The sequence below is a fragment of the Clostridium tarantellae genome, assembly GCF_009295725.1.
GTDB lineage: Bacteria > Bacillota > Clostridia > Clostridiales > Clostridiaceae > Sarcina > Sarcina tarantellae.
Window position 1 is genome coordinate 1 of record NZ_WHJC01000291.1, and the last position, 4,155, is coordinate 4,155.

General features: G+C 23.3%; 5 protein-coding genes. 4 read left to right on the forward strand and 1 reads right to left on the reverse strand.

Annotated elements, in window-relative coordinates:
• Nucleotides 1-140 precede the first annotated feature (140 nt).
• From GBZ86_RS13315 to GBZ86_RS13325, 3 genes are all read left to right on the forward strand, one after another.
• The gene (locus tag GBZ86_RS13315; protein WP_152891416.1) at nt 141-917 is read left to right on the forward strand and encodes a DeoR/GlpR family DNA-binding transcription regulator; all 777 of its coding nucleotides are present in this window, start codon (nt 141-143) and stop codon (nt 915-917) included.
• 397 nt (nt 918-1,314) lie between these two features.
• Entirely contained in the window at nt 1,315-1,875 is a 561-nt protein-coding gene (locus tag GBZ86_RS13320) for a sigma-70 family RNA polymerase sigma factor (RefSeq protein ID WP_152891418.1), read from the forward strand.
• 1 nt (nt 1,876) lies between these two features.
• A complete protein-coding gene (locus GBZ86_RS13325; RefSeq protein WP_152891420.1) occupies nt 1,877-2,983 on the forward strand; it encodes a DUF4179 domain-containing protein in 1,107 nt (368 codons plus the stop codon).
• An 87-nt stretch (nt 2,984-3,070) separates the two neighbouring features.
• On the opposite strand, the gene GBZ86_RS17315 is transcribed toward GBZ86_RS13325, so the two are convergent.
• The gene (locus tag GBZ86_RS17315; RefSeq protein ID WP_170272259.1) at nt 3,071-3,217 is read right to left on the reverse strand and encodes a hypothetical protein; all 147 of its coding nucleotides are present in this window, start codon (nt 3,215-3,217) and stop codon (nt 3,071-3,073) included.
• Nucleotides 3,218-3,337: 120 nt separating this feature from the next.
• On the opposite strand from GBZ86_RS17315, the gene GBZ86_RS13330 reads away from it, so the two are divergent.
• The gene (locus tag GBZ86_RS13330) at nt 3,338-3,913 is read left to right on the forward strand and encodes a recombinase family protein (protein WP_152891422.1); all 576 of its coding nucleotides are present in this window, start codon (nt 3,338-3,340) and stop codon (nt 3,911-3,913) included.
• The last annotated feature ends 242 nt before the right edge of the window (nt 3,914-4,155 follow it).

The following is a 4,155-nucleotide window of genomic DNA, read 5'->3' on the forward strand; positions in this document are numbered from 1 at the left end:
ATATAAGTATAAAACTTAGTTTAAGTTTATTGTTAAACTTACTCTTGTACTTACAAAAATAAATTATAATTAAAGTAAAAATATAATATGAAATTGATAAGCAAGTACTTTTTACTTGATTTTCAATAATAGGAGGAGTTATGAAAAAAAGCAAAGACTTTATATCAAAAAGACAACAATTTATTTTAAATGAATTAAAAGAAAAACATACTATAAAAACGGATGATTTAGCAAACTCTTTAAATGTATCTCCAATTACTATACGTAGAGATTTACAATTCTTTGAGGAGGAAGGTCTAGTAGAAAGATTTTATGGTGGAGCTAAGTTAGTAAATTATTCTTTAAATGAAGATGAAAATATAAATAATACTTATGAAGAAGAACTTACCGTAAAAAAATCCTTAGCTAAATATGCTGCTAGTTTAATTGAAGATGGAGATACTATATTTATAAATTCTAGTTCTACTGCAATACAAATTCTTGAATTTATAGAAGATAAACATGTAACTGTAATAACTAACAATGGAAATGCTTTGTTATCAATTAAAAATCCTTGTATTGAATTAATTCTTACTGGAGGAGAAGTAAATAAAAGAAAGAAATGTATGGTAGGAGATTATGCTATAAATATTTTATCTAAAATAACAGCTGATAAATGTTTTTTAGGGGTAAGTGGCATTAGTTCAAAATCAGGATTAAGTACCTCTATACTTCAAGAAACTGCTATAAATACGTTAATGCTTAAAAGATGCAATGGACCTACTATTATACTTGCTGATAGCACTAAAGTAGGAAAAGATCATAATTTTATTATTGGAGAGCTTAATAGAGTTTCTTATATTATAACTACATCAGAGGCTGATATTACTGAAATTAATAGATTTAAGGAAAAAAATATAAATGTAGTGCAGATTTAAATTATACTCTTATAATCAAATAAGAATGTATAAAAGACTATATCTTCGTATTTTTAGATATAATTTAAAATATATCTATAGTTTAGGAAGATATAGTCTTTTATTGTTAAGATTTAATTTTTTCACAAATTTAAATTAATATTTTTTATATAAAAGCTTTATTTTATCTAAATTTCTTTTATAAAATAATTATTGTAATCTAACATATTTTTCTTTTATAATTTTGTTTTATAGCTTAAATTGTATGGTAGAAAAAAATATGTTAGATTTTTTATATTTTTTTGTTTATTATGATAATAAAATTTTTTTCTTACGTTATATAAGGTGTAAAAGCTTTTACGAAAATAGATGAAAATATAAAATAACTCTTTTAAAAAATAAACATAGGAGGACTACTATGTCATGTAATGAAAATAATTATGTAAAAAGATTAAAAAAAGGAAAAGAAGATGCTTTAGAATTTATTGTAGATATGTATTTACCTTTAGTAAAGGGAATAACTTATAAAGTACTTTCTCCCCTTGGAAATAATGGAATAATAGAAGAATGTATTAATGATATTTTTCTTTCAATATGGAATAACTCAAATAAATTTAATGGAGAAATTAAAGATTTTAAAAAATGGCTCTGTGTAATAGCTAAATTTAAAGCTATTGACTATTACAGAAAAGAAGTAAAAAAGCAAGAAATTACTTTAGATTATATAAATGATTTAGGTAATAATTCTGTAGAAGATGAAATTATTACTATAGAAAATAGAGATGAACTTCTAAAAGTAATTAATACATTAGAACCTCTAGATAAAGAAATATTTATAAGAAAATTTTTTTTAGGAAATAAATCTCAAGATATTGCTTTAGCACTAGGAATTACAAAGGCTAGTGTAGATAATAGAATATGTCGTGGAAAGAAAAAGTTAAAACCAAAATTAATACAATTTAAATTGGGGGTTGTGTAGTATGAAAGATTTATATGAATTATTTAATGACATAAATATAGATGAAAGTGAATTTGAAGAAATGGAAATTAATGATATAGAAAAAACTAAAATTAAAAATAATTTAAAAAAGTCTATTAAAAAGAAAAACAAATGGAAAATGAAAGGTATAGCAGCTGCCACTGTATTAATAGTATCAACTGCAACCTTTGGAATAACTTTTCCTGCCTATGCTAAAAATGTTCCTATAGTTGGTGATATATTTAGATTTTTAGACAAAGGAAAAACAGGCTTATATGATAACTTTAAAGAAAATGCTAATGAAATTAATGTAACCAAAGTTTCTAATGGCATCAGTGTAACAGTAAATGAAGCTATTTTTGATGGAAGAACATTAAATCTAACTTACACTATAAAAACAGATAAAGATTTTGGGGAAAATATTAACTTTTTTCCTGATATATTATGGAATGATGGATTAAATACTTCAGGTTTTGGTGGTATGTCTAAATTTGTTAAAGTTGATACTAATACTTATGTAGGACAACAAAATCTAACTTCAGATGATTTAGTTAAAAATCCTAAAGATTCTATAAATTTTGCACTTAAAATTAATGAAATTTCTGTAGGTGAAGAAAAATCTAAATGTATTAACGGAAACTGGGATTTTGATATTAATTTAAATGCTAAAAAAGGAAATACACAAGTTATAAATAAAAGTTTTGAAAAAGAAGGGATAACTGCTACCATAAAAGAAATCAACATAAATCCTATGTCAATATTCATTTCCTATTCCCAAAAGGTTAATGAAGAAGTAAATAAAAATTGGTCTTCTGTTTACTTAGATTTAGAGATTAAAGATGATTTAGGTAATATATATACTGGAGAAGGTAATGGAGGCAGTGGAACAAGTTATAACGATATTGATTGGAGTAAAACCTTTGAAAAAGCTAAAAATGGAGCAACTAAACTTATAATAACTCCTAAAGCTACGCTAGAAAATGGATTAGAAGGTGGTGGAGTTGAAACTGATAGCAATGGTAATGAAAAATCTATAACTTATGAAAATAAACCTAAAGAAGTAAAAGAAATTGTTTTTGATGATATTGTAGTTGATTTGGCTAAATAATATTCTTTAATAAAAAATCCTTTATAAATCATATAATATGAATATATAAAGGATTTTTTTAAACTTCTGCTATTAAATTTAAATCAATTATTCTTCAACTTCTTTTAAAAATAATTGATTTCCTTCTGCTGAAGTATCTATTTTATTTTTACGATTATTACCACATAACCCCAGTATAACTCCTAAAACTATTAAACCTATTAAAAGTATCTTTACTACTTTTTTTCCTTTCACTTAATCATCTCCTTAAATATTTATGAAATACTTAAATCAATTACATTAATAAAAAATATTTTTATTTAATTTTATTTTAAAACAAAAGTACATTTATAAGAAAAGGATGCAAAAGTAATAATGAATTTTAGTTATGAACGTATTAGTACAACTAAACAAGATGAACGTCGTCAACAATTAGTCTTTAATAATATAAAAATAGATAAAAGGTATTTAGACAAAGTAAGTGGAAAAAATAAAGAAAGACCTCAATTAAATAAGCTTATGCTAAATTCAAAAGCTGGAGATAATATTTATTGTGAAAGTATAAGTAGACTTGGAAGAAATGTTGATGATTTAAGATATATCTGTAAATATTTTAAAGATAAAGATGTTACAGTACATTTTATAAAAGAAGGATTTAACACTAATGGTGATATGTATAAATTTATGCTTACCATATTAGGTGCAGTAGCAGAAATGGAAAGAGAACTTATAGTAGAAAGAGTTCGTGAAGGAATTGAAAAAGCTAGAATATATGGAACAAAAAGTGGTAACACCTTAGGTAGACCTAAAACTAAATTACCTAAAGAGTTTATTAAATATTATAATAAATGGACTAATAAAGAAATTACAGCGGTAGAATTTGCAAAGCTAATAAAAGTTAGTAGAGCTACTTTATATAGATATATTCATGATTATAACTTAAATAAATAAATATTAGAAAATAAATTTATAAATTTGGGACAGTAGATAGTTTTGTGTAAAAAACAAAACTACCTACTGGTTTTTTGTATTCCTTTTAGATTATTAATTTTTTTACTTCTAATATTTTAACCCGAATTATTCACCAAACTATTTTTTAGAAGATAAAAATATCTAAATATATGGTTTGGTGTTTATTTTTTTAAAGAATTTTCATTTTAGCATAGAAAATTTATAAATTTTATTTTATATAT